Below are 20,222 nucleotides of genomic sequence, written 5' to 3' on the forward strand. Positions count from 1 at the left end.
CGGACGGTGCCGTGGGAGCGGCGCCGTCCCCGCTAGGGAGTTTGAACGGGTGAACAGACGCATGGTGTGGATGGCGGTGGCCGGGCTGGCGCTGGCGGCGACGGGTGCGTCTGCGCAGCAGCGGCCGGGTGCGGCGGCGGCGCGGCCGGTGGACGTGCCCGCGATCAACCTCATCCAGAAGGGCAAGTGGGTGGCCCGCGACAGCGAGGGCAATGAGCGCGTGATGTGCGTGCGCGATCCCTATCAGGTCCTCCGCCCCGAGAAGGTCACCACGCCCTGCCAGAACGTGGTGTTGGAAAGCGCCGCCAGCCGCGCGACGGTGCGCAGCGTCTGCACCGGCCATGGCACGATGCTCACCCGCATCACCACGGACACGCCGCGCCAGGTGACCGTGGAGATGCAGGGCGTGATCGACGGCCAGCCTTTTTCCGAAACCTATGATGCAAAGCGGGTCGGGGACTGTTCCTGAGCGGCTTGGTTACCATTCGTTAACCAGTAGGGGGTAGAAGGATGGGGTCCCCAGGGAGGTGTCTCTCCCTGGTTTGGTTTTCCCATTTCTATCCTTTCCGGCCGTCCCTTCGGGGGCGGCCATTTTTTTGCCGGCCTGAGCGCCTACATGCCGCCGATGACTCAAAGCATTGCCATCGCCCTGGTCTCGGGCGGACTCGATTCCATGGTCTCCGCCGCGCGTGCCCGCGAGGACGGGCATCGCCTGCTGGCGCTCTCGATCGACTATAACCAGCGCCACAAGGTCGAGCTGGAAGCGGCCGCCAAGATCGCCGCCATGCTCGGCGCCGAGCGCCATGTCGTGCTGCCGCTCGACCTGCGTGCGTTCGGCGGCTCCGCGCTCACCGCCGATATCGACGTGCCCAAGACCGGCGTCGGAGCCGACATTCCGGTCACCTATGTGCCGGCGCGCAACACCATTTTCCTCAGCCTGGCGCTCGGCTGGGCCGAGGCGGCGGGCGCGCGCGACCTCTATATCGGCGTCAATGCGCTCGATTATTCGGGCTATCCCGATTGCCGGCCCGAATTCATCGCCGGGTTCGAGAAGCTGGCCGAACTCGCCACCAAGGCCGGCGTGGAGGGCGAGCCCTTCCGCATCCAGGCACCGCTCCAGAACATGAGCAAGGCCGACATCGTCCGCGAGGCGGCGCGGCTGGGGCTCGATGCGGGCCTCAGCTGGTCCTGCTACGATCCGACGCCCGAGGGCTTGCACTGCGGGCTGTGCGACAGCTGCCGGCTGCGGTCGCGCGGGTTCGAGGAAGCCGGGCTGCCCGACCCGACCCGCTACGCCACCCACCCATGAGCTACGCCGTCAAGGAAATGTTCCTCACCCTGCAGGGGGAGGGCGTCAATGCCGGCGCGCGGGCGGTGTTCGTCCGCTTCTCCGGTTGCAACCTCTGGTCGGGCCGCGAGGAGGACCGGGCAACGGCGGTATGCCGCTTCTGCGACACCGATTTCGTCGGGATCGACGGGCTGGGCGGCGGCCGGTTCGCCGATGCCGCGGCGCTGGTCGATGCGGTGGAGGGCCATTGGGGCCCCGGCCAGGACAAGCGCTTCGTGGTGCTGACCGGCGGGGAGCCGATGCTCCAGATCGACGATGCATTGGTCGAGGCGCTGCATGCCCGCGGCTTCCGCATCGCGATCGAGAGCAACGGCACGCTGCCGGTGCATCCCGGCATCGACTGGGTGTGCATCAGCCCCAAGGCGGGGAGCGAGGTGGTGCAGCGGCGCGGCGACGAGCTCAAGCTGGTCTGGCCGCAGCCGGGCACCGAGATCGCGGCGATCGAGGGCTGGGACTTCGCCCATTTCCTGATCCAGCCGATGGACAGCGCCGAGGCCGAGGCGAATACGCGCGCGGCGATTGCGGTGGCCATGGAGCGGCCGCGCTGGCGGCTGACGCTGCAGACCCACAAACTGCTGGGCCTGCGCTGATACCAAGCTGCGAGGATGAAAACCAACCGCCGCTCCCCAACCCGTCACCCGGGCGAAAGCCGGGGTCCATTGGGGTCTCACTATCGGCGCTTGCGGAGATCGAGAGGCGAATGGACCCCGGCTTTCGCCGGGATGACGACGTTGCGGTGAGATGAGTCCCATCTCCGCGACTTGGTATCAGCAAAAAAGAAGGGGTGGCGCGGCGGCCACCCCTTCTTTTTTGTATCGGCTCAGGTTTGACTCAGCCCAAGGAGCCGCACTTGCGGGCCTGGTACTCGCCCTTGCGCCAGCATTTGTCGTTGCCGAACTGCGGCAGCGGGCGCAGGACCGGCCAGACGAAGGTGACGCGACGGGTGCGGAAATGCTGCTCGCCCCAGGCCTTGAGGCTCTCGCGCAGCTCGCGCATCCGGCGCTGCGCCACATCGCCTACCGTCCCACGCGGCGCGTACACCACGTCCTGGCCGATTGAGGCGGCCGTCTGGCAGAAAGACAGCTGACCGGAGACGGTGGAAAAGCTCGAATAGACGCGGGTCGAAAACACGTCGAGCGCGTTCTGCGCGGCCTTTTTCGTCTTCGTCGTTTTTAGGAAATATTTCTCGAGCGTATCATATGCTTTATTGAACTCGTCATCATGATCTTTGCGAGCCGCGACATAGTTGTCGTCGGCCAGCAACGTCGGCTCGAACTTGCATTGCAGTGCAGCAACGTTGAGCCCGGCGCGCAGGCTCCATACCAGCGCGGCCCGCAGCTCCGCCGGCGACGCGCCCGGCAACGCCTGGGCGATCATGCCCGGCTCGGTGCCGGTAACGGGGGGACCCGACAGATCCACCGACTTGAAGAAGAATTGCGCCGAAGCAGGCGCCGAAACGCACATTGCCGCGAGGGCAGCCATGCCCAAAGTGATACGCCGACCGAGCATCCCATCCTCTTGATACCGCTATGAGAGATGTTCGTTAGGGCGTTTCGATTCGTCGCCCAAGCCCCTTTTTTCCAAACACGACGATCCGTGGACGGCGGGGAGGAGCCGGTCCCGAAACGAGAAAGGCCGCCCGGTCGCCCGGACGGCCTTTTCGTAACGTACGCCGAAGCGCGATGATTACATCGCGTTCGAAGCGTTCATCGTGCCGTTGTCGACCATCGCACCGTTGTCGACCGGAGCAGCAACGTCAACGTTGGTGACCGAAGCGTCGGTGGTGTTTTCCGGAGCAACGACTTCGGTGGTGTTGTTGACGTTGGTTTCGGTGTTGCTGGTGCACGCCGAAGCCAGGAGGGCCGCACCGGCGATCATCGAACCAGCAACGATCTTCGAAAGGACTGCACGCATGTAATAGCTCCCTAGATAATGGATTTGGACGACGCTTGTACGCCGTTAATACCCAAACCGTGCTGGGTATTAGACGGTTCGGGGGACACCCTCAAGACTCGAATTTATCCCGCGCGATCCAGAGCGTCCAAAAATGGCAAAAATGTGGCCTGGAGCGCCTTGTCGAAGCGGTCCGTCGCAATCGTTTTGCCCAGCTTGGCGGCGCTGGTGACGGGGAATTCGGCGATTCCGCAGGGTACGATGCCGGTGAAATGGGTCAGGTCCGGATCGAGATTGATGGCGAATCCGTGCAGCGTCACCCATTGGCGGATTCGCACCCCGATCGCGCCGATCTTGGCCTCGACGCCGCGATCGAGCGTCCAGATGCCGATCCGGCCGGGGGCGCGGAACGCCTCGATGCCGCAGTCGCCGAGCGCGGCGATCACCCAGCCTTCGATGGCATGGACATAGTTGCGCACGTCGCGCAGCCGCTCGCGCAGGTCGAGCACGACATAGCCGATCCGCTGGCCTGGGCCGTGATAGGTATAGCGGCCGCCGCGCCCGGTGCGGTGCACGGGGAAGCGCGGATCGAGCATTTCGGCGGGATCGGCGCTGGTGCCGGCGGTGTAGACGGGCGGGTGCTCGAGCAGCCAGACCAGTTCCTGCGCCATGTGCGCGGTGACGGCGGCGGCGCGGGCCTCCATCGCGGCATGGGCTTCGGCATAGTCGATCGGCCGGGGCTCGACCCGCCATTCGATGGTTTCGTGCATGATCGCCGCCGCTTGCGCCCTTCCGCGCCCCAAGGCAAGCATTGGCAAGGCGGTGCCCCCCGGCTAACACCCCGGGTCCCTCATGCAAGGACTTCGCCGCATGGCAAAAATGGGTATCGTCTGGGACCGGACCACGGCGTTCGTCGGCGAGCGGCTCGGGGCACTGGCGCCGATCACGCTGGCCACGCTCGTGGCGCCCGCCGTCGCCAGCAGTTGCCTTTCCGTCGCGTTCGCGATTGCCAGCCCGGGAACCCGCCTGGGCGTGGGTGTGCTCGCCGTGCTGCTGTCGCTCGTTTCCTTCTGGGGCACGCTGGTGGTGATGGCGCTGGCGACGGGGGACGAAAGTCTGGCGGCAGCGGGCAGGGCCGCGGCCCGGCGCCTGCCGGCAACGCTCCTCGTGTCGTTGGCGCTGGGGCTCGCCTTCGTCGCGCTGGCGGTGCCGCTCGGCTTGATTCTCGTGGCGCGGGGGTATGACGTAACCGCGATGGCCGCCGGCCAGGGCGGCAGCGTCGTGGTGGATCCGCAGACCAGCGCCATGGTTGCCTTGTGGATGCTCGTGCTGGTCGCGGTGTGTCTCTTCGCCTTCGCGCGGCTGGTGCTCGTCAGCGCGGTGGTGCTGCGCGAGCGGGTGGCATTTGCCGCCATTCGCAGATCCTGGGCGCTCACCCGCGGGCATGGCTGGCGCATCTTCGGCATGCTGCTGCTGTTCCTGCTGATCGCGACCATCGCGCAGCTGGCCGCCCAGGCAGTATTCGGCAGCGTCTTCGCGCTGCTGCTCGGCAACGCGCCGGGGCTGACGGCGGCGCTGGTGCTCACCACGATCGTCACCGCATGCGTGCAGGGGGCGGCGATGCTGCTGCTCGCGGCGTTCCAGGGCAAGCTCTACGTCGCGCTGACGACGAGCGATTCGGTGTGGCCCGCATGACGCTGCGCCTTGCCGGCCTCTTCGCCGACGCAAAGACCCTGTGGCAGCGCGAGCGGACGCTGGTGCTGCCGGTCGCGGGGCTGTTCTTCCTGCTGCCGAGCCTCGGCATGCTGCTGCTGATGGTGCAGGGGGCGCCCGATCTCGAATCGCTGTCCGACCAGGCGGTGCTGCTCGCCTTCTACCAGAAGTTCGTCGAGGCGAACGTCGTGCCGATCGCGCTCGCCTATCTGGCGGTCGACTATGGCATCCTGGCGCTGTTCAGCCTGTACCTGCGCGGGCAGGGGCAGACGCTGGGGCAGGTGATGAAGGCGGCGCTGCGGCGGCTGTTCCCGTTCCTGCTCCTCGAAGTGGCGGTGAGCATCGGCTTCCAGCTCGGCTTCTCGCTGTTCATCGCGCCCGGGCTGTTCGTCTTCGCGCGGACCTGGCTGGCGGCGCCGGCCTATGCCGCCCGGCCCGAGGCGGGGTTGATCGAGGCGTTCAAGCAGGGCTGGGTACGCAGCAGCGGGGTGACCGGGCTGCTGTTCCTGCTGGTCGCGGCGATGGTGTTCGCCGGCGGCATCGGCGCGATGGCCGTCGCGAGCATCGTCACCGGCCTGATCGCGACCGCGGCGGGCGGCGGCGCGGTGCCCGAGTTCCTCGGCTATCTGCTGCTCTCGGTGATCGGCGCGGGCGTGTGGACCGCGCTGGCGATCCTGCGCGTCGCCGCCTATCGCGCGACCGAACCCAGACAGGGAATGTGAGGCGCCGCCTCCGCAGGTAGCACGCCGAGCAGGCGCGGATCGGGAAAGGTCTCGATCGTGCGCTTGAAGGGCACGAAACCGTGACGGCGGTAGAAGTCGAGCGCGGCGGGGTGGTCGAGCGTGCAGGTGTGGACCCACACGCGCGTCACGTCCTTGCGCCAGGCGAAAGCGAGCGCCTGCGCCATCAGCCAGTTGCCATGGCCCCTGCCGGTGATCTCCGGCACCAGCCCGACATAGGAGAGCTCGCAGGTGGCGTGCGTGCGGAAGTCGAGTTCGAGTATGCCGACTTCGACGCCGGCGCGATCTACCACCGCATAGACAGCGACCTGCGGATCGTCGAGAATCGCTCGCAGCCGCGCCTCGTCCATCACCAGCCGCGAGAACCATAGCCACGGCCCGCCGACCCGGCGGAACAGTGCGCGATATTTCTCGCTGTCCGGCGCGGGCCAGTGGACCAGCCGGAACGGGGCGGGCGGCACCGGCCGAGGCCTGGGCCGTTCGCGCATCTCCAGCGCGGTGACGATGGTGGCGAGATGATCGTTCGCGACGGGCAGCAGGCCCATGGGCTCAGCTCCAGGCGGCCATCGGCGGCAGGCTCATCAGGATCGCGTCGACATTGCCGCCAGTCTTGAGGCCGAACAGCGTGCCGCGATCGTAGATCAGGTTGAACTCGGCATAGCGGCCGCGCCATTCGAGCTGGCGCTGGCGATCGGCGTCATCGAACGGCTGGTTCATCCGCCGACGCACCAGCTTCGGGTAGATGTCGAGGAACGCGCGGCCGACATCCTGGGTGAAGGCGAAATCCGCCTCCCAGTCATTTTCGAGGTGATCGTAGAAGATGCCGCCGACGCCGCGATGCACCTGGCGATGGGGAATGTAGAAATACTCGTCCGCCCAGGCCTTGAAGCGCGGGTAATGGGCCGGATCGTGCGCGTCGCACGCGGCCTGCAGCCGGGCGTGGAAGTCGGCGGTGTCCTCGGCATAGGGCAAAGGCGGGTTGAGATCGGCGCCGCCGCCGAACCAGCGCTTGGTCGTCGTCAGGAAGCGGGTGTTCATATGGACCGCGGGCACATGCGGATTCGCCATGTGCGCAACCAGGCTGATCCCGGTGGCGAAGAAGCTGGGGTCCTCGCCCGCGCCGTGGATGGTCTTGGCGAAATCGCCTTCGAAGGCGCCGCCGACGGTGGAGACGTTGACGCCCACCTTCTCGAACACCCGGCCCTTCATCACGCCGCGCACGCCGCCGCCGCCCGGCGCGCCGCTCGCATCGACGCGGTCCCAGGCGAGATAGTCGAACGCGGCGTTCGAGCCGGCCTCGCGCTCGATCGCCTCGAACTCGGCGCAGATCGAATCGCGCAGGCCCTCGAACCAAATGCGGGCGCGCTGCTGCTGTTCGTCGAGTTCGATCACTGCGGGAATCCTTCGGTCTGGCGGAGCGCCTCGGCCAGACCGATGCCCGTTGCGACGGCGAGGTTCAAGGAGCGGAGCTCAGGCCGCAGCGGTATTCGCACCGCAGCATCGGCGCGGTCGTGCACGAAATCGGGTACGCCGCTGCTCTCGGCGCCGAACAGCAAGGTGTCGCCGGGCGTGAACCGCGCCTCGGGCAGGCGCGTGCCGCCGCGGGTGGTGAACAGGACGAGCCGGCCGGGGATGCGCGCCTCGAACGCGGTCCAGTCGGCGTGGCGGATCGTCTCGGGTTCATAGTCCATCGCCGCGCGCTTGCGGGCGCGATCGCCCCAGGGAAAACCCATAGGCTCGATCAGGTCCACCGCCACTCCCATGCACGCCGCCAGCCGCAAGATGGTGCCGACATTCCCAGCAATTTCAGGCTGGAACAACGCAACGCGAATTGTGGAGAGCGAAGTCATTTTGCAGTGCAACATTAAGGCCTTGGAGACGAGAAGATGAAAAACCCTGTTGGCAAAGCTGCATTGCGCCGTCTATCAAACTTGTAACGCCACCGGAAATCCGGCCGGCACTGAGCTTCGTTTCGTCCGCGTTCCTCTCTCCGCGGTTTTGGCGCGGAAGAGTTCCCGAAGTGCAAGGGCTAGAGCATGGCAACGTTTGAAGAAGGCGTTACTCCCGATCAGACCGTAGGCCCAGGCGGCGAAATCCTCGAGAATCCCCGTCGTCGCGATTATCTGCTGTACGCCGCCCCGGCCGTCGCGGCCGTCGGTGCAGGCGTGGTGGTGCTGCCGCTCGTCAATTCGATGAATCCGTCGGCCGACGTGCTGGCGCAGTCGACCACCGAGGTGAACCTCGCGGCGATCGAGCCCGGCCAGGCGATCAAGGCCAGCTTCCGCAAGCAGCCTTTGTTCGTCCGCAACCTGACGCCGAAGGAAATCGCCGAGGCCGATGCGGTGCCGGTCTCCAGCCTGCGCGATCCGCAGACGCTGGAGCAGCGGACCGCGGAAGGCCACAAGAACTGGCTGATCACGCTGGGCGTGTGCACCCATCTCGGCTGCGTGCCGCTGGGTGCGGGCGAGGGCGAGAATCGCGGGCCCTTCGGCGGCTATTTCTGCCCGTGCCACGGATCGGCCTATGATACCGCCGGCCGTATCCGCCAGGGGCCGGCGCCAACCAATCTCGAAGTACCAAAATATAATTTCACGTCCGACACGGTCGTCGTTGTTGGGTGAGGAGAGACCTGGATGAGCTTTCCCTGGGCGCGCCATTACGAGCCGAAGAACCCGGTGATGAAATGGGTGGACGATCGGCTGCCGCTGCCGCGGTTCGTCTATAACGCGATCGGTGCCGGCTATCCGGTACCGCGCAATCTCAATTACTTCTGGAACTTCGGCATCCTTGCGGGGCTGTCGCTGGTGATCCAGATCGTCACCGGCATCGTGCTGGCGATGCACTTCCACAGCTCGGCCGCCGGGGCGTTCGACTCGGTCAACGGCACGATCATGCGCGATGTGAACGCGGGCTGGTTCCTGCGCTTCGCCCACGCCAACGGCGCCAGCATGTTCTTCATCGTGGTGTACATCCACATCTTCCGCGGCCTCCACTATGGATCATACAAGGCGCCGCGCGAGATGGTGTGGCTGCTCGGCGTCGTCATCTTCCTGCTGATGATGGCCACCGCCTTCATGGGCTATGTGCTCCCCTGGGGGCAGATGAGCTTCTGGGGCGCGCAGGTGATCACCGGCTTCTTCTCGGCGATCCCCGTGGTGGGCGACTGGATCCGCGTGTGGCTGCTGGGCGGCTATGCGCCGGACGATGCCGCGCTCAACCGCTTCTTCTCGCTTCACTATCTGCTGCCTTTCGTGATCGCGGGCGTTATCATCCTGCACATCTGGGCGCTGCACATCCCGGGATCGAACAACCCGACCGGCGTGGAGGTGAAGGGCGAGCAGGACACGGTGCCGTTCCACCCTTATTACACCGCCAAGGACGGCTTCGGGGTGGGCATCTTCCTGATCCTGTTCTCGATCCTGATCTTCTTCTACCCCGATTATCTGGGCCACCCGGACAATTACATCCCGGCCAACCCGCTCTCGACCCCCGCGCATATCGTGCCCGAATGGTATTTCTGGCCCTTCTACGCGATCCTGCGCGCCTTCACCGCGGACTTCATCCTGCCGGCGAAGCTGTGGGGCGTGCTGGCGATGTTCGGCTCGATCCTGCTGCTGTTCTTCCTCCCCTGGCTGGATCGCTCGCCGGTGCGCTCGGCTCACTACCGGCCAATGTACCGCATCGCCTTCTGGCTGCTGGTGCTCGATGTGGTGATCCTCGGCTGGTGTGGCGGTTCGCCCGCGGAGCCGAAGTACGTGATCGCGAGCCAACTCGCGGCGGCCTATTATTTCGCGCACTTCCTGATCATCGTGCCGATCATCTCGCGGATCGAGACGCCGCGCCCGCTGCCCAATTCGATCACCGAAGCGGTGCTGAAGGGCGAGGGCGGATCGCGCATCACCGCCACCGCGGCGACGGCATAAGGGGGCCGGGAACCATGACGTCGATCTTCTTTCGTTCGATCAAGTTCCTGATCGGTGCCGGCTTCGTGTTCGTGCTGCTGCTGGCGCTGATCAGCAGCATCACCGGCCTGATCCAGGAGCCCCCCAAGGAAACCGCCGAGCAGGCGCTGCACAAGCATCCGAAGGAACTGGAACTCGCCTCGAACGGGCCGCTCGGCAAGTTCGATCTCGGCCAGCTCCAGCGCGGCTTCAAGGTGTACAAGGAAGTCTGCGCGGCGTGCCACTCGCTGCACATGATTTCCTTCCGCAACCTCAAGGACCTGGGGTACAGCGACGCGCAGGTGAAGAAGATCGCCAAGGAATGGGCGATGAAGCAGCCGGTGTTCGACGAGAAGGCGGGCACCTGGGGCGAGCGCGACAACATCCCGTCCGATCGCATCCCCAAGGTCTATTATGCCGGCACCGGCAACCCGCCCGACCTCAGCCTGATCACCAAGGCGCGACATGACGGCGCGGCCTATGTCCATTCGCTGCTGACCGGCTATGGCGAGAAGCCCGATCCGGCCAAGGCGGCGCAGTTCCCGGAGGCGACGAAGACGCCCGAGGGCATGTACTTCAACCCCTATTTCGCCAATCTCAACATCGCGATGCCGCCGCCGCTGACCAGCGAGGGCCAGGTCCAGTATGACGACGGCACCCGCGCGACGGTCGACCAGATGTCGAAGGACGTCTCCGCCTTCCTCGTCTGGACCGCTGAGCCGACGCTGCAGACGCGCCACCAGGCGGGCCTCGCGGTCGTGATCTTCTTGCTGTTTGCCACCGGGCTCGCCTATGGCGCGTACCTCACGGTTTGGCGCGGCATGAAGCATTGATGGACATCCAGCAAAACGAAGACATCCGCAGTCGCATTCGCACGATCCCCGACTTTCCGAAGCCGGGGATTCTTTTTCGCGACATCACCACGCTGCTGCTCGATCCCGAGGGGCTGCGGCTGACCATCGAGAAGATGGCGGCGCAGGTCGACGGCAAGGTCGACCTCGTCGCCGGCGTCGAGGCGCGCGGCTTCGTGTTCGGCGCGGCGCTGGCGGTGCGGCTCGGCACCGGCGTGCTGCTGATCCGCAAGGATGGCAAGCTGCCGGGGGCGACGATCGCCGAGGACTATGCGCTCGAATATGGCACCGACCGGATCGCCATCCACGCCGATGCGCTGGTGCCGGGTGCCCGCGTGCTGCTGGTCGACGACCTGATCGCCACCGGCGGCACCGCGCGCGCGGCGGTGCGGCTGCTGCGCAAGGCGGGGGCGGAGGTCGTCCAGGCCTCGTTCGTCGTCGACCTGCCCGATCTCGGCGGCGCCGATGCGCTGCGCAGCGACGGTATTCAGGTCGCGTCGCTCGTCGCCTTCGAAGGGCACTGACGGAACCCTAGCGGGCGCCCGTGCGCTTCTCCGCCCGAGGGGCGCGGCTGAGGGCATCGCCCCGCCGCGCGCCTCCGGTACAGGAGCGTAACCCATGCATATCGGCTTGAAATCCATCCTCGGCGCAGCCCTGCTTGGTGGAGCGGCGGCGCTCGGCGGCTGCATGGACGACGGCTATGGGTATGGCGGCACGCGCGTCGCCCTGGGGTATGGCAGCGGCTACGGTAGCGGCTATGGCAGCCCCTATTGGGGCTGGTACGGCGATTATTATTACCCCGGCACCGGCACCTATGTGTACGATCGCTACCGCCATCGCCGTGCCTGGAACGACGGCCAGCGCGCCTATTGGGAGCAGCGTCGCGGCGCCTGGCGCGGCAGCCCACGCTGGCGGAACAACTGGCGCGATTTCCGCGGACGTCCCGGCGGCTGGCGGCGGCGCTGAGCGTCACGCAGGCATGTTCCTGTCAGGCGTCGGCCTGCAGAAGCTGACGCAGGGGCGGTCGCGGGCGGTCTTCCGGCGTCCGGCCTCAATGGTGCTGTCGTAGAAGCCGCCATTACGGCCGCGCAGGAACCGGGATTCTCATCCATTGCGTTAAGAAACTATTTTTCAGAACATTTTACAGCGTGTTGTTATCATAATCGGGGGTGATGATGACGACGTATCAGCTCATGGACGAAGCCGATGTCTACGAGGCGGAGAACCGCTTCTACCTCCAGTCGCGACCGTCGCGAATGGCCAAGCTTCTCGCCCATTACGAACTCTACCGCCAGATTACGGGCTTGCCCGGAGCGGTAATCGAATTGGGGGTGTACAAGGGCGCCTCGTTCATGCGCTTTGCCAGCTTTCGCGACCTGCTCGAAAACGCGCACAGTCGCCCGCTGATTGGCTTTGATGCTTTTGGCGATTTTCCGCGGGAAGGCGTTGAAGGATCCGCCGATCGCAGCTTTATCGAACGTTTCGAGGCAGCCGGCGGCCAAGGCATCGCCCGCGGTGACTTGGAGACGCTGCTGCTTGCGAAGGGGTATGGCAATACCGAGCTGGTGGAGGGGAACATCCTCCGCACGTTGCCCGCCTATTTGGAGCGCCATCCGGCGCTGAAGGTCGCGTTTCTTCATCTCGACGTGGACGTATACGAACCTACCGCCTTTGCGCTTGAGCTGCTGCTGCCGCGCATGGTGCGCGGTGGCTTGGTAGTGTTCGACGATTATGGTCTGGTCGATGGTGCCACACGTGCCGCCGACGAGGCGTGCGAGCGGCTCGGCGTGGGCATGGCCAAGCTCTCTAACTATGTGATCCCCGGTTATTTCCGCATGCCCTGAGTCGCAATCGTGCGGATGCGGGCAGATCACGCTGCCGTGCGGCGCGCGATCAGGGCGTTGGCGATGAAGGTGAGGACCGGTTCGTCGTTTTGGTTGAAGGTCGTCAGCCGGCTGCGGACGATGCCCATGTCCGGGCGGCTCTGCGAGGCGCGGGCCTCCAGCACTTCGGTTTCGCAGCGGAGCACGTCGCCGGGATAGACCGGCTTCAGCCAGCGCAGCTCGTCGATGCCGGCCGCGCCCAGGCTGGCAATCGGGTTCGCCTCATAATGCGCGACCAGCATCGCCATCGTCATCGCATTGGTGTGCCAGCCGCTCGCCGCCAGCCGCCCGAAATGCGTCTTGGCCGCCGCTTCGTCGGAGAGGTGGAAGGGCTGGGGATCATATTTGCGCGCGAACTCCAGCACTTCCTCGCGGGTGACGGCGTAGCCACCGAAGCTGGCGCGGTCGCCGGGCTGGATGTCGTCGAAATAGCGCATGGCAACGAGTTTCATTGAGAAACCCGTTGCTGGCAAGCGGATTCAGTGGGGCCGGAGCAGCGGGCGGAAGGGCGCGTCGTCCCCGTCGAGATCGGTTCGTGACGGCAGCCCTAACAGATCGCGGAGCAGCGGGGTGACGTCGACATTGTCGAACGCGGGCAGCGTGCCGTGGCGAAAGGCGGGGCCGGCGGCGACAAACAGCGCGGCCATGTCTGCCGAGCGATTGTCATAGCCATGTTCGCCGCGGGTGAAGGGCGCGTCGGGTAGTTTCTCGGCGATCGTCCAGCGCGGTTCGGCGAGGCAGAAGAGCGCGGCGATGCGCGGATTGCTGCCGTAGCGCAAGCGCGCCGGGATCTCGGCCTTGCGCCAGCATTCCATGTGCGGATGGCGGCCGAGCAGAGTCTTCTCGACCACCGCTTCCTTGCCGGGCAGGGGGGTGAGCGCGGCGAAGGGGCCGGCTTCGATCAGATGGTAGCTGTCCCTGGGCAGGTTGAGCGGGATGACGCGGGTGTCGCGGGTCTCGGACATGCCGTGGTCCGAGACGACGACGAGGTTCGCGGGCTGGTGGAGCGCGGCGAGGCCCTCGACCAGCGCGCCGATCTGCGCGTCGACTGCGGCGGCGGCCTGGGTGACCTCGGGTGAGTTGGGCCCATGTTGATGGCCGACCACGTCCACGCGGTCGAAATAGAGGGTGACGAAGCGCGGGCGGTTGGCGGCGGGGCGGCGCAGCCAGTCGAGCACGGTATCGACGCGCTGGGTGTCGTTCACTGCCTGGTTGTACTGGAGCCAGTCGTGCGGGCGGGTGCCGCCGGCATAGTCGCCGTGATCGGGCCTGGTGACCTTGCTGCCCCAGGCGACATTCGATCCCGGCCAGAAAACCGTGCCGGTGCGGATGCCGGCCTTTTCCGCCTCGACCCAGATCGGTGCGGCGGCGTTCCACCAATAGGGCGCGTCGCTGGCGGTGGTGAAGGTCTCGCCCGGGTGGGCGGGGTCTTCCATCCGATTGCCGACGATGCCGTGATGGTCGGGGACCAGGCCGGTGACGAGCGTCCAGTGATTGGGGAAGGTCTTGCTCGGGAAGCTCGGGCGCATCGGGCCGGTGATGCCCTGCGCGGCGAGCCGGGTGAGGTTGGGGGTGACGCCGCGCTGGAGATGGTCCGCGCGGAAGCCGTCGATCGAGATCAGGATCGTGACGGGTGCGCGCGCTTCGACCGCCGCGGGGGGCGGGGGCGGGGCCTGGACCGGCGGGGTGGCACAGGCCTGGAGGACCGCGATCAGCGCGGCGGCGATTCTGGTGGTCCAGCGCATGGGGTGCGCCATGCGCCGGAATTGTTGCGGGGGGAAGACCTCGGGTGCTTACCGCCCCAGCGCCAGCCGCGCGAAGAGCGTGTAGCTCAGCGGCGCCTTGCCGTACGCCGCATCGAGCACCGACGGCTTGGCATAAGCCGCCACCGATCCGCCCAGCGCCAGCTCGGTCTGGTTTGCGAGTGGGATCCGGTACGCATAGCCGCCCTCGAACCGCGTCACCCGGAACTTGCGGTCGTGCAGCGGATCGTCGTGATCCGGGAAAAGCTCGTCATTGGCGACATTCTCCACCCGTCCGAACAGGCTGTGTCGGCTGGTCAGGTCCCAGTTCGCCTCCGCCGTGAACGCGCTCAGCACCGGACCCGGCAGCCGGTGCTTGGCGGCATAGCCGACCATCGCCGAGACCTTGCCGCTGCTATAGTGGAGGCTGGCGGTAGTGCGCTGCTCGTCCTCGCCGGCGTGGGTCACTTCGGGGTTCTTGAGGTGCCCGGTCGAGACCTGCGCCACCCAGTTGTCCGTCGGCGACCAGCTGGCGCGCACGCTCCAGCTGTCGAGCTTGATCGGGTCGATGTCCCAGCGATGCTCGTCGGGCTCGCGGCCGTTGAACCAGGATCCTTCGAGCTGCACGCGGCCAGCCTGCACGCCGCCGGTGACGACGCCATAGGTGATGTGGCTGCTGTCGAACCAGTGATGCGCGATCGGCGACAGCGCGAAATAACGGGCCGAGCGGCGGTGCATGAAGGCGCTGGGGCCGAGCGCCGGCTCGGCGACGGGGCCGCCATAGACGAACAGCTTGGTGCCCGGCGCCACCTGGGTATCGGCGCGCGCGGAGAGCTCCATGAACAGGTCGTGCGGGTGCTGGCGATCGACCAGCGGCTGGCCGTTGGCGGTCTCACCGCTCGCGAACAGATTGGGATAGCCGCGCTGGCCCATGGCGGGCTCGAGGCTGCCCATCGCGCGGAGCTGGAGCGACGTGCCGCCCCAGTCGCGCGTGGCGCTGAGCATCGCCATCGATTCGACGAACGCCTCGTCCTTGCCGCGCGGCCCGCCCTGATCGGTGTACACGCCCCAGAGATAGCCATGCGCCATCACCATCCAGTCGCCATGGCTGAGCATCACGCCGCGCATCGGCCCGTCGGCCTGGGGCAGCAGCGAGGTGCCCGAGCCGCCGGCGGCATGGTCGGAGCCGCCCATGCGCATCATCGGCATCGGCTGGTCCGCGGTCATGCCGTTCATGGTGTGGCCCATCGCGGCATGGTCCTGCGGCGTGGGCTCGGCGGGCATCGACCCCATGTCGTGCATGCTGTGATCCTCCTGCGCAAAGGCGGGCAGGGGGGCGATCAGGGCGAGGGCGGCGAAAGTGGTACGCAAGGGTCAGGCTCCCAGCAGGGGTCGCGCGAGCATCCAGAGGCCCATCGCGATCATCATCAGGTTTTCGGTGAGCGACACGAAGCCGAGCGGCACGTTGCTGTCGCCGCCGACACAGGCGCATTTGAGCTCGCGGCGATCGACATAGACCGCCTTGAACACCGACACGGCACCGATCCCGCCGATGCACAGCGCCAGCGGGGCGGAGAACCAGGTCAGCACATTGGCGGTCATCAGCAGCCCGGCGGTCGCCTCGGCAAAGGGGTAGAGCGTGGCATAGGGCACCCAACGGCGGGCGAGCAGGTCGTAGCCGAGGAACATCGTCGCGAAGCCCGCCACGTCGCGCAGCTTGAGCATCGCCAGCAGGCACATCGCGAAGCTGACGAACCACTCGCCCGCGCGCATCGTGAACGGCGTCGCATAGGCGGCATGGCTGGCGGCGAGCGCCAGCAGCGCGGCGATGGCGAACAATGCGATCACCGGGCGATAGGTCTTCGCCTTGGGATCGCGGACCTTCAGGCCGAGGAACTGGCGGAGATCGTCATGCCCGCCGATGCGGCGCTCGCCTATGAACACCTGCGGCGTTGTCGTCACGCCGTGGCGCGCCTTGAAGGCGTCGGTTTCCTCACGCGTGGTGAGGTGGCGATCGTCGACCGTGTAGCCGTGGCTTTTGAGCAGGTGCAGGGCGCGCAGGCCCCAGGGGCAGACATGCGTGCCCATCACCATGCGGTAGAGAATTGCGCTTTTTTCCGAGGCGGATGACATGGGGTTTCCTTCACTCCGCACCCCCTATAAGCTCCGTACCATGGTACGGAGTCAAGCCATGTCGCAGCTTACGATCGGAAAGCTCGCCGATGCCGGCGGGGTGGGGGTGGAAACGGTGCGCTATTACCAGCGGCGCGGGCTGCTGCCGACGCCCGAGCGGGGTGGCGGGCCCGATGCGGGCGTGCGGCGATATGGCGAGGAGGAAGTGCGACGGCTGCGCTTCATCCGATCGGCGCAGGCGGCGGGGTTCACGCTCGAGGAGATCGGCGAACTGCTCGAACTCGACGCGACCGACGATCGGGCGCGGGCACGCGAACTCGCGCGGGCACGGATCGCAGCGCTCGACGTGAAGATCGCCGAGCTGGTCCAGGCGCGCGAGGGGCTCGCCCGGCTGGCGCGGGAGTGCGGATCGGGCAAGGCGGGGCCGTGCCCGATCCTGACGGCGTTCGAGGGGTAGGGGGGCAGGTTAGGCTGGGCGAGGCGACGCCCTTTACTCTCCTCCCGCACGCGGGAGGGGGGTGTACGGGGGCAGCTCAGTACGCCATCTCGAACGCAGCTTCAGACGCGCCGCTGCGATACCCCGCCACCTCCTCGTCCACCCGGAACGCCTCGGCATTGCCGAGCAGCGTCGCCGCCTCGCGGTCGAGCGAGCGGGCGGCGGCGGAGGTCTGTTCCACCATCGCGGCGTTCTGCTGGGTGGCGGTCTCCATCTCGACCACCGACCGGGTGATGTCGGAGATCGCGCTGGCCTGCGAGCGATTGTCCTCGCGCAGCGCCTGGAGCAGTTCCTGGACGCCGTCGAAATTCTCGACGATCTCGACCAGCGCCGCATCGACCGCGCGGACTTCGCTGGCGGCGGTGGCGACGTCGATCTGGGTCTCGTTGATCAGGTCGCGGCCGCGCTTGGCCTCTTCCTCGGCGCGCAGCGCGAGCGCGGAGACGAGATCGGCGACCACCGCGAACCCGCGGCCCGCTTCCCCGGCGCGGCCCGCCTCGACCGCGGCGTTCATCGCCAGCACGCGCGTCTGGAAGGAGATCTTGTCGAGCCCCTCGACCACCGTGTCGATTGCATTGGCGCGTTCGGAGACGCTGTTCATCGCGATCGCGGCGTTCTGGGCGGTGCTGCGGCCGGCATGGACCATGGCGCCCGCCTGCTCGGCGCGTGCCATGGTGGCCTCGGCGGACTGGCTGCTGCTCTTGAGCCGGTTCTCGATCAGCTGGATCGCGGCGCTGGTTTCCTGGAGCGTATGCGCGGTCGTCTCGGTGCGGTGGGCGAGGTCTTCCGACGCGGTGGCGATCTCGCTGGAGCCGGTGCCGATGTTGCGCGCGCCATGGATCGTAGTGCGCAGCATCGCCGAGAGCGCGCTGGCGGCGCGGTTGAAGCTGACGCGCACCGGCTCGTAGACACCGGGGAAGGGGCTGGTGATGCGGTGGCGCAGGTCCCCCTTTTCCAGCGCGGCGAGCGCGGCGCCGAGCATTTCGCCGACATTCTCCTGCTCGGCGAGATGCGCCGCATCCATCTCGGCGCGACTGCGCGCGGCGGCGTGGAAGCGGGCGACGGCCTGGGCGATGTTGCCCAGCTCGTCGGTGCGGTCGCGATAGGGGATGGCGGTGTCCTGCCCGCGCGACAGCGTGGTGGTCGCCTGGGCGACCTGGGCCAGCGGCTGGGCGACGCGGCGCGTAAGCCACCAGGCGAACCAGCCGATCGTGCCGAACAGCGCGAGCGCGAGCAGGGTCAGCGCGCCGATCGAGGCCCAGAGCGACTGGGACGAGCGGTCGCCGAACGCGGCCTGCTCCTCGGCGGTGGCCTTGACCAGCGCGTCGATCGCCTTGCGGTGGGCGTCATAGGCTTGCGTCAGCACGGCGTAGCGGGCGCGGGCGGTACCCATGTCGTTCGCGGCGATCGCATCGAGGAACGATCCCTGCGCCTCCTGCCAGAAGCGCATTGCCGGCGTGTGCGTGTCGGCGAGGATCGCGCGCTTCAGATGATCGGGGAGGGCGGACTGCTCCCACACTGCATGACGGTCATCATAGGCCTTGCGCAGCTCGGCGAGGCGGGCGCGGGTGGCGTCGATCCGTTCCGGGTGATCGAGCAGCAGCGTCGCTTCGAGATAGGGCTCGATGATATATTCGGGCGGGGGCAGGATGTCGGCGTTGAGATCGGCGATCTCCATCGAGGCGCGGTGCATCGGGCCGCCCATCCGGATCGCGTGAATCCGCCAGGCCGAAACGGCGAAGGCGATGGCCAGAAGCAAGATCAGCGCAATCGCGCCGCTGCGAACCCGCGCGGTAATCGTCATGCAGTCCCCCCCGAGTGGTCTGTGCCCCCGTACCGGAACCATTGTAGAAACATTTCTAGCGCGTTGCGAGAAGAAGCGAAGATTTGTTGCGCGATCGGCCTGCGCGCGTTCTGCTGCGCGCGCTGCCGGCAAGCGCGGCTTACATAGGTTGTCGCCCCCACGCGCAGAATGAACGATTGCGGTGCAGAAACATTGTGCCCGCCGCGGGGCTGGCGTGATACGCGGTGTGGAGGCGCATGATGGGCGACGAAGGCTACCCGATCGGTGGGGGGCAGCTGGGGCAGCTAATTCGGGATTTCGACTGGGCGGCAACGTCGATCGGGCCGCTCGCGCAGTGGCCGCAGAGCCTGAAATCGGTCACCCAGATGCTGCTTCTCTCGCCGGTGCCGATCGTGCTGCTGTGGGGCGAAGACGGCGTGATGATCTACAACGACGCCTATTCCGAATTCGCCGGCAGCCGGCACCCGGCGCTGCTGGGATCGAAGGTGCGCGAGGGCTGGTCAGAAATCTCCGACTTCAACGACAACGTCATGCGGGTGGGCCTGAGCGGCCAGACGCTGGCCTATCGCGACCAGGAACTGGCGCTGCAGCGGCGCGGCAAGCTGGAGCCGGTGTGGATGGACCTGGATTATTCGCCGGTGCTCGATGAATCGGGCGCGCCGGCCGGGGTAATCGCGATCGTGGTCGAGACCACGCAGAAGGTGCTGGCCCAGCGCCAGCTGCGCGAGAGCGAGCGGCGGCTGCGCGCGTTCGTCGAGGCGACCTCGGACGCGATCTACCGGATGAGCCCGGACTGGTCCGAGCTCATCCACATGGATGGCGGCACCTTCCTCACCCATGCCAGCGCCGCCCAAACCGACTGGATGGAGGCCTATCTCCATCCCGAGGATATCCCGCGGGTGCAGGCCGCGATCGCCGAGGCGGTGGCGACGCGCCGGCCGCTCGAGCTCGAACACCGCGTCCATCAGGCCGACGGCAGCATCGGCTGGGTCGCCTCGCGCGCAGTGCCGCTCACCGACGAGGCGGGCACTCTGGTCGAATGGTTCGGGGCGGCCTCGGACATCACCGAGCAGCGGCGCACCAACGAGCATCTGCGGCTGGTGATCAACGAACTCAACCACCGGGTGAAGAACACGCTGGCGATGGTGCAGGCGATCGCGATGCGCACCTTCCGCGCCGCGCCCGATCTCGCGGTGGCGCAGGAGCAGTTCGCCGCGCGGCTGGTCGCGCTGGCGCAGGCCAACGACCTGCTCACCGGCGAGCGCTGGGCCGGGGCGTCGCTGCGCGAGGCGATCGACCAGGCAGTGCGTCCGCACCAGCATGATCCGGCGCGCTGCACGCTGGAGGGTGCCGACGTCCGCATCTCGCCCAAGACGGCGCTGGCGATGGCGCTGGCGATGCACGAGCTTTCCACCAATGCGGTGAAATACGGCGCTTGGTCGAACGAGACGGGGCGGGTGGCGATCGCCTGGTCGGTCGCGGGCGGCCAGCTGCGACTCGAATGGCGCGAGCGTGACGGGCCGATCGTGGTGGCGCCGGCGCGGCGCGGTTTCGGATCGCGGCTAATTGAACGGGGCCTGGCGGGGGAACTTGGCGGCGCGGTGACGCTTTACTTCGAGCCTGAGGGGCTGCGCTGCACCGTCCAGGCGCCGCTTGCCGCCGTGACCGTGGAGTGAGT

Annotated in this window: 24 protein-coding genes; 13 read left to right on the plus strand and 11 right to left on the minus strand. The window is 67.1% G+C overall.

Annotated features, from left to right (window positions below; translation table 11 throughout):
• Positions 1-49 precede the first annotated feature (49 nt).
• From GGR89_RS04760 to queE, 3 genes are all read left to right on the plus strand, one after another.
• A complete protein-coding gene (locus tag GGR89_RS04760) occupies positions 50-469 on the plus strand; it encodes a hypothetical protein (protein ID WP_164521907.1) in 420 nt (139 codons plus the stop codon).
• Positions 470-616: 147 nt separating this feature from the next.
• Positions 617-1,309, plus strand: coding sequence for a 7-cyano-7-deazaguanine synthase QueC (gene queC, locus GGR89_RS04765; RefSeq protein WP_125977930.1), 693 nt, complete (start codon positions 617-619; stop codon positions 1,307-1,309).
• Positions 1,306-1,938, plus strand: coding sequence for a 7-carboxy-7-deazaguanine synthase (gene queE, locus GGR89_RS04770; protein WP_125977932.1), 633 nt, complete (start codon positions 1,306-1,308; stop codon positions 1,936-1,938). Before queC ends, queE begins: the two co-directional genes overlap by 4 nt.
• 241 nt (positions 1,939-2,179) lie before the next feature.
• On the opposite strand, the gene GGR89_RS04775 is transcribed toward queE, so the two are convergent.
• The 3 genes from GGR89_RS04775 to lipB all read right to left on the minus strand — a co-directional run bounded on the left by GGR89_RS04775 (position 2,180) and on the right by lipB (position 4,011).
• Positions 2,180-2,830 carry a hypothetical protein gene (locus tag GGR89_RS04775; protein WP_241213629.1) on the minus strand — a complete coding sequence of 217 codons (651 nt, stop codon included), beginning with the start codon at positions 2,828-2,830 and terminating at the stop codon, positions 2,180-2,182.
• A gap of 204 nt (positions 2,831-3,034) precedes the next feature.
• Positions 3,035-3,262 carry a hypothetical protein gene (locus GGR89_RS04780; RefSeq protein ID WP_093294052.1) on the minus strand — a complete coding sequence of 76 codons (228 nt, stop codon included), beginning with the start codon at positions 3,260-3,262 and terminating at the stop codon, positions 3,035-3,037.
• Between the two features lie 104 nt (positions 3,263-3,366).
• Positions 3,367-4,011: a lipoyl(octanoyl) transferase LipB gene (gene lipB, locus GGR89_RS04785; RefSeq protein ID WP_125977936.1), complete on the minus strand. Its 645-nt coding sequence runs from the start codon at positions 4,009-4,011 to the stop codon at positions 3,367-3,369.
• Positions 4,012-4,111: 100 nt separating this feature from the next.
• On the opposite strand from lipB, the gene GGR89_RS04790 reads away from it, so the two are divergent.
• Complete coding sequence (locus tag GGR89_RS04790) at positions 4,112-4,936, plus strand: hypothetical protein (RefSeq protein WP_125977938.1); 825 nt, start codon at positions 4,112-4,114, stop codon at positions 4,934-4,936.
• Positions 4,933-5,676: a hypothetical protein gene (locus GGR89_RS04795; RefSeq protein WP_125977940.1), complete on the plus strand. Its 744-nt coding sequence runs from the start codon at positions 4,933-4,935 to the stop codon at positions 5,674-5,676. Before GGR89_RS04790 ends, GGR89_RS04795 begins: the two co-directional genes overlap by 4 nt.
• Here the strand turns inward: GGR89_RS04795 and GGR89_RS04800 are convergent.
• Genes GGR89_RS04800 through GGR89_RS04810 form a run of 3 tightly spaced genes read right to left on the minus strand, consistent with a single transcriptional unit; the run spans position 5,643 to position 7,526 of the window.
• Positions 5,643-6,239 (minus strand): GNAT family N-acetyltransferase, encoded by a 597-nt coding sequence (locus tag GGR89_RS04800; RefSeq protein WP_125977942.1) that lies wholly within the window; start codon positions 6,237-6,239, stop codon positions 5,643-5,645. The two genes, GGR89_RS04795 and GGR89_RS04800, sit on opposite strands and share 34 nt — an antisense overlap.
• A 4-nt stretch (positions 6,240-6,243) precedes the next feature.
• Complete coding sequence (gene hemF, locus GGR89_RS04805; RefSeq protein WP_125977944.1) at positions 6,244-7,086, minus strand: oxygen-dependent coproporphyrinogen oxidase; 843 nt, start codon at positions 7,084-7,086, stop codon at positions 6,244-6,246.
• Positions 7,083-7,526 carry a tRNA (cytidine(34)-2'-O)-methyltransferase gene (locus tag GGR89_RS04810; protein WP_125977956.1) on the minus strand — a complete coding sequence of 148 codons (444 nt, stop codon included), beginning with the start codon at positions 7,524-7,526 and terminating at the stop codon, positions 7,083-7,085. Before GGR89_RS04810 ends, hemF begins: the two co-directional genes overlap by 4 nt.
• A gap of 204 nt (positions 7,527-7,730) precedes the next feature.
• Between GGR89_RS04810 and petA the strand changes: the two genes are divergently transcribed.
• From petA to GGR89_RS04840, 6 genes are all read left to right on the plus strand, one after another.
• Entirely contained in the window at positions 7,731-8,315 is a 585-nt protein-coding gene (petA, locus tag GGR89_RS04815) for a ubiquinol-cytochrome c reductase iron-sulfur subunit (protein ID WP_206431273.1), read from the plus strand.
• Between the two features lie 12 nt (positions 8,316-8,327).
• Positions 8,328-9,617 carry a cytochrome b gene (locus tag GGR89_RS04820; RefSeq protein ID WP_125977946.1) on the plus strand — a complete coding sequence of 430 codons (1,290 nt, stop codon included), beginning with the start codon at positions 8,328-8,330 and terminating at the stop codon, positions 9,615-9,617.
• Between the two features lie 14 nt (positions 9,618-9,631).
• Positions 9,632-10,468 carry a cytochrome c1 gene (locus GGR89_RS04825; RefSeq protein WP_125977948.1) on the plus strand — a complete coding sequence of 279 codons (837 nt, stop codon included), beginning with the start codon at positions 9,632-9,634 and terminating at the stop codon, positions 10,466-10,468.
• Positions 10,468-11,010, plus strand: a complete 543-nt coding sequence (locus GGR89_RS04830) for an adenine phosphoribosyltransferase (RefSeq protein WP_125977950.1) — start codon at positions 10,468-10,470, stop codon at positions 11,008-11,010. Before GGR89_RS04825 ends, GGR89_RS04830 begins: the two co-directional genes overlap by 1 nt.
• A gap of 94 nt (positions 11,011-11,104) precedes the next feature.
• On the plus strand, positions 11,105-11,452 hold the full coding sequence (locus GGR89_RS04835; protein WP_125977952.1) for a hypothetical protein: 348 nt from the start codon (positions 11,105-11,107) through the stop codon (positions 11,450-11,452).
• 206 nt (positions 11,453-11,658) lie between these two features.
• Positions 11,659-12,330, plus strand: coding sequence for a TylF/MycF/NovP-related O-methyltransferase (locus GGR89_RS04840; protein ID WP_241218073.1), 672 nt, complete (start codon positions 11,659-11,661; stop codon positions 12,328-12,330).
• A gap of 26 nt (positions 12,331-12,356) precedes the next feature.
• Here GGR89_RS04840 and GGR89_RS04845 read toward each other — a convergent pair whose 3' ends face one another.
• From GGR89_RS04845 to GGR89_RS04860, 4 genes are read right to left on the minus strand one after another with little or no spacing between them, the layout of a single operon-like run.
• Positions 12,357-12,806 carry a MaoC family dehydratase gene (locus GGR89_RS04845; protein WP_125977962.1) on the minus strand — a complete coding sequence of 150 codons (450 nt, stop codon included), beginning with the start codon at positions 12,804-12,806 and terminating at the stop codon, positions 12,357-12,359.
• Positions 12,807-12,848: 42 nt separating this feature from the next.
• A complete protein-coding gene (locus GGR89_RS04850; RefSeq protein ID WP_167712774.1) occupies positions 12,849-14,114 on the minus strand; it encodes an alkaline phosphatase family protein in 1,266 nt (421 codons plus the stop codon).
• A 48-nt stretch (positions 14,115-14,162) separates the two neighbouring features.
• A complete protein-coding gene (locus tag GGR89_RS04855; RefSeq protein WP_241217809.1) occupies positions 14,163-15,482 on the minus strand; it encodes a hypothetical protein in 1,320 nt (439 codons plus the stop codon).
• A gap of 3 nt (positions 15,483-15,485) precedes the next feature.
• The gene (locus tag GGR89_RS04860; protein ID WP_126002717.1) at positions 15,486-16,244 is read right to left on the minus strand and encodes a glutaredoxin family protein; all 759 of its coding nucleotides are present in this window, start codon (positions 16,242-16,244) and stop codon (positions 15,486-15,488) included.
• Between the two features lie 58 nt (positions 16,245-16,302).
• Here GGR89_RS04860 and GGR89_RS04865 point away from each other — a divergent pair, with 58 nt between their 5' ends.
• Entirely contained in the window at positions 16,303-16,701 is a 399-nt protein-coding gene (locus tag GGR89_RS04865; protein ID WP_125972890.1) for a MerR family DNA-binding protein, read from the plus strand.
• Between the two features lie 76 nt (positions 16,702-16,777).
• Here the strand turns inward: GGR89_RS04865 and GGR89_RS04870 are convergent, their stop codons facing one another.
• Positions 16,778-18,544, minus strand: a complete 1,767-nt coding sequence (locus GGR89_RS04870; RefSeq protein ID WP_164521906.1) for a methyl-accepting chemotaxis protein — start codon at positions 18,542-18,544, stop codon at positions 16,778-16,780.
• A gap of 236 nt (positions 18,545-18,780) precedes the next feature.
• Between GGR89_RS04870 and GGR89_RS04875 the strand changes: the two genes are divergently transcribed.
• The gene (locus GGR89_RS04875; protein ID WP_241213626.1) at positions 18,781-20,220 is read left to right on the plus strand and encodes a sensor histidine kinase; all 1,440 of its coding nucleotides are present in this window, start codon (positions 18,781-18,783) and stop codon (positions 20,218-20,220) included.
• The last annotated feature ends 2 nt before the right edge of the window (positions 20,221-20,222 follow it).

The organism is Sphingomonas trueperi, from assembly GCF_011927635.1.
Lineage (GTDB): Bacteria > Pseudomonadota > Alphaproteobacteria > Sphingomonadales > Sphingomonadaceae > Sphingomonas > Sphingomonas trueperi.

Coding starts and splice junctions, on each gene's coding strand:
- GGR89_RS04790 (WP_125977938.1), top strand. CDS start 4,112: ATGGCAAAAATGGGTATCGTCTGGGACCGGACCACGGCGTTCGTCGGC.
- GGR89_RS04860 (WP_126002717.1), bottom strand. CDS start 16,244: ATGTCATCCGCCTCGGAAAAAAGCGCAATTCTCTACCGCATGGTGATG.
- GGR89_RS04840 (WP_241218073.1), top strand. CDS start 11,659: ATGATGACGACGTATCAGCTCATGGACGAAGCCGATGTCTACGAGGCG.
- GGR89_RS04870 (WP_164521906.1), bottom strand. CDS start 18,544: ATGACGATTACCGCGCGGGTTCGCAGCGGCGCGATTGCGCTGATCTTG.
- GGR89_RS04780 (WP_093294052.1), bottom strand. CDS start 3,262: ATGCGTGCAGTCCTTTCGAAGATCGTTGCTGGTTCGATGATCGCCGGT.
- GGR89_RS04875 (WP_241213626.1), top strand. CDS start 18,781: ATGATGGGCGACGAAGGCTACCCGATCGGTGGGGGGCAGCTGGGGCAG.
- GGR89_RS04865 (WP_125972890.1), top strand. CDS start 16,303: ATGTCGCAGCTTACGATCGGAAAGCTCGCCGATGCCGGCGGGGTGGGG.
- GGR89_RS04835 (WP_125977952.1), top strand. CDS start 11,105: ATGCATATCGGCTTGAAATCCATCCTCGGCGCAGCCCTGCTTGGTGGA.
- queE (WP_125977932.1), top strand. CDS start 1,306: ATGAGCTACGCCGTCAAGGAAATGTTCCTCACCCTGCAGGGGGAGGGC.
- petA (WP_206431273.1), top strand. CDS start 7,731: ATGGCAACGTTTGAAGAAGGCGTTACTCCCGATCAGACCGTAGGCCCA.
- GGR89_RS04795 (WP_125977940.1), top strand. CDS start 4,933: ATGACGCTGCGCCTTGCCGGCCTCTTCGCCGACGCAAAGACCCTGTGG.
- GGR89_RS04850 (WP_167712774.1), bottom strand. CDS start 14,114: ATGCGCTGGACCACCAGAATCGCCGCCGCGCTGATCGCGGTCCTCCAG.
- GGR89_RS04800 (WP_125977942.1), bottom strand. CDS start 6,239: ATGGGCCTGCTGCCCGTCGCGAACGATCATCTCGCCACCATCGTCACC.
- GGR89_RS04830 (WP_125977950.1), top strand. CDS start 10,468: ATGGACATCCAGCAAAACGAAGACATCCGCAGTCGCATTCGCACGATC.
- GGR89_RS04820 (WP_125977946.1), top strand. CDS start 8,328: ATGAGCTTTCCCTGGGCGCGCCATTACGAGCCGAAGAACCCGGTGATG.
- GGR89_RS04825 (WP_125977948.1), top strand. CDS start 9,632: ATGACGTCGATCTTCTTTCGTTCGATCAAGTTCCTGATCGGTGCCGGC.
- GGR89_RS04845 (WP_125977962.1), bottom strand. CDS start 12,806: ATGCGCTATTTCGACGACATCCAGCCCGGCGACCGCGCCAGCTTCGGT.
- queC (WP_125977930.1), top strand. CDS start 617: ATGCCGCCGATGACTCAAAGCATTGCCATCGCCCTGGTCTCGGGCGGA.
- GGR89_RS04775 (WP_241213629.1), bottom strand. CDS start 2,830: ATGGCTGCCCTCGCGGCAATGTGCGTTTCGGCGCCTGCTTCGGCGCAA.
- lipB (WP_125977936.1), bottom strand. CDS start 4,011: ATGCACGAAACCATCGAATGGCGGGTCGAGCCCCGGCCGATCGACTAT.